Raw genomic sequence first — 725 nt, forward strand, 5'->3', positions numbered from 1 at the left:
CTTGACAGCTCCCCGTAGCTTATCGCAGTCTAGTACGTCCTTCATCGCCTTTACCAGTCAAGGCATCCACCATTCGCTCTTAATAGCTTACCTTTTTTGATTCTAAAACGCATCACTTCCTTGTTAAAGTTTATCATATTTCATATTTAAAGTTTTATCATATCTAAAAGCTAGGATTAAAGCTTAATATTAAAACTATGCCTATGCTTTAATGAAGATATTTTATCTTTAACAAGTTTGTAAAATTGTTTTTATTAAAACTTGCTTGTGACTCTTAACAATGTTAATTAAAAAGAACACTTAGGTTAAAAACCTAAAGTAAGTATACATGAAAATAAACTTTTATACTTGCGACTTAATAAAATTTACAAAAAACTTAATAATATACTTGCTTTAAATTTTTATCCTCTTTTAAAGATTGATTCCTGGTGGGCCTAACAAGACTTGAACTTGTGACCTCACCCTTATCAGGGGTGCACTCTAACCAGCTGAGCTATAGGCCCTTTTATGGTGGAGAATAGCGGGATCGAACCGCTGACCTCCTGCGTGCAAAGCAGGCGCTCTCCCAGCTGAGCTAATTCCCCATGAGGAAAACTGATGATGCTTCATCTACTCTCAATATGTTTTATCAATCTTTAAAATCTAAACAAGGATGATTGAGTTTATGAAGTAACAGTTGTGAGACTTGTTACTTTGTACTCTAGAAAGGAGGTGATCCAACCGCA

General features: G+C 35.0%; 2 tRNA genes and 1 rRNA gene. All 3 read right to left on the reverse strand.

Annotation, left to right across the window (positions count from 1 at the left end):
• A 23S ribosomal RNA gene (locus GRQ01_RS07565) occupies positions 1–93 on the reverse strand; the annotation flags it as partial.
• Positions 94–426: 333 nt separating this feature from the next.
• Positions 427–503 (reverse strand) — tRNA-Ile (locus GRQ01_RS07570).
• 5 nt (positions 504–508) lie between these two features.
• Positions 509–584, reverse strand: a tRNA-Ala gene (locus tag GRQ01_RS07575).
• Between the last annotated feature and the right edge of the window lie 141 nt (positions 585–725).

Origin of the sequence: Campylobacter bilis (genome assembly GCF_016806695.1) — a bacterium.
GTDB classification, from domain to species: domain Bacteria; phylum Campylobacterota; class Campylobacteria; order Campylobacterales; family Campylobacteraceae; genus Campylobacter_D; species Campylobacter_D bilis.